This is a genomic window from Clavibacter sp. MX14-G9D (genome assembly GCF_032917815.1).
GTDB lineage: Bacteria > Actinomycetota > Actinomycetes > Actinomycetales > Microbacteriaceae > Clavibacter > Clavibacter michiganensis_K.
Map to the genome: position 1 here is coordinate 1 of NZ_JAVCVL010000449.1, position 536 is coordinate 536.

General features: G+C 80.4%; 1 pseudogene. It reads right to left on the minus strand.

Annotation, left to right across the window (positions count from 1 at the left end):
• Nucleotides 1–536 (minus strand): annotated as a pseudogene (locus tag Q6969_RS16235) (SAM-dependent methyltransferase); the annotation flags it as partial.

The window sequence follows — 536 nt, forward strand, 5'->3', positions numbered from 1 at the left end:
CCTCGGCGAGGGACGCACGCGCGCCGTCGAGGGCCGCGTCCACGGCGCCGAGGTGCATGAGCAGCAGCCGGTCGGCCCCGGGGCGGGAGGCGGCGCCGAGCAGGGTGCGCGCGAGGCCGACCGCTCCGCCGTACCAGCAGGCGGCGACCCCGATCCCGCCCCAGTGGAACCCCGGACGCTCCAGGTACCAGCCGGGATCCCCGACGCGCCGGGCGGGCACGCCCGCCAGGCGCAGCGGTCCGCTCGGCACCTCCGTGAGCCCGCGGGCCGCCCACGCATCGGGCACGACCTCCACGCCGGGCCGGCGGAGGTCGACCGCGTAGAGCCCGCGCGTCCCGTCCGCGACGGCCGCCGTGATCAGCGCGTGCGTCAGCGACCCGGCGAGCGAGCACCACGGCTTCGTCCCCGTGAGCAGCACCCGGTCCGGTCCCGCGGCGGCGTCGGCCTCCGCGCGGAGCGGATCCCCGCCGCCCTCGGCCGCGAACACGCCCCACGTCGCCGCGGGGTCGCGCCGGTCGGTCGCGCGGGCGACGACC